2 protein-coding genes are annotated in these 1127 nt (G+C 66.4%); both read left to right on the top strand.

Going from position 1 to position 1127, the window contains the following annotated elements; translation table 11 throughout:
* Positions 1 to 335 (top strand): alpha-glucosidase C-terminal domain-containing protein (locus tag AQI88_RS44615; RefSeq protein ID WP_208616105.1); only part of this gene is annotated, 335 nt, incomplete at its 5' end.
* Positions 332 to 1127: alpha-amylase family glycosyl hydrolase (locus AQI88_RS42215; protein ID WP_244184657.1), on the top strand; the 796-nt coding region annotated here is incomplete at its 3' end. The genes AQI88_RS44615 and AQI88_RS42215, both read left to right, overlap by 4 nt.

The following is a 1127-nucleotide window of genomic DNA, read 5'->3' as shown; positions in this document are numbered from 1 at the left end:
GGCGGCACCCCGCGCTCCAGCGCCTGCGCAACCTCCGCTTCCACCACACCGACAACGACCAGGTGCTCGCCTACAGCAAGAGCACGGGGCAGGACACGGTCATCGTGGTCGTCAACCTCGATCCGCACCACACCCAGGAAGCCACGGTCTCGTTGGACATGCCGCAACTCGGCCCGGACCGGAACGCTGCCCTGTCCGTGCACGACGAACTGACAGGGGAGACCTACCACTGGGGCAGCACCAACTACGTGCGCCTCACGCCCGGCCGGGCGCCCGCGCACGTGCTCCACATCGGGCGATCGACACCACAGAGCGGAGGGCCCTCAGCGTCATGACTGTCAACGACCCCGTGCCGGACACTTTCGAGGACACTCCCGCCAAGGACCGGGATCCCGAGTGGTTCAAACGCGCCGTCTTCTACGAGGTGCTCGTCCGCTCCTTCCAGGACAGCGACGGCGACGGCGTCGGCGACCTGAGGGGTCTGACCGCCAAGCTCGACTATCTGCAGTGGCTGGGCGTGGACTGCCTCTGGCTGCCGCCCTTCTTCAAGTCCCCCTTGCGTGACGGCGGTTACGACGTCTCCGACTACACCGCCGTACTCCCCGAATTCGGTGACCTCGCCGACTTCGTGGAGTTCGTCGACGCCGCCCACCACCGGGGCATGCGCGTCATCATCGACTTCGTCATGAACCACACCAGCGACCAGCACCCGTGGTTCCAGGAGTCCCGCAAGAACCCCGACGGCCCCTACGGGGACTACTACATGTGGGCCGACGACGACAAGCAGTACGAGGACGCGCGGATCATCTTCGTCGACACCGAAGCCTCCAACTGGACCTTCGATCCGGTGCGCGGCCAGTACTACTTCCACCGTTTCTTCTCCCACCAGCCGGACCTCAACTACGAGAACCCGGCGGTGCAGGAGGAGATCCTGGCCGCCCTGAAGTTCTGGCTGGACCTCGGCATCGACGGCTACCGCCTGGACGCGGTCCCCTATCTCTACGCGGCCGAGGGCACCAACTGCGAGAACCTGCCCGCCACGCACGCCTTCCTCAAGCGCGTCCGCCGCGAGATCGACGCCATGTACCCGGACACCGTGCTGCTGGCGGAGGCCAACCAGTGGCCCG

The sequence above is a fragment of the Streptomyces cellostaticus genome, from assembly GCF_001513965.1.
In the GTDB taxonomy this organism is placed as follows: Bacteria; Actinomycetota; Actinomycetes; order Streptomycetales; family Streptomycetaceae; genus Streptomyces; species Streptomyces cellostaticus.
Note: the sequence above shows the minus strand (reverse complement) of the source record. Positions and strands in the feature narration are given on the sequence as shown.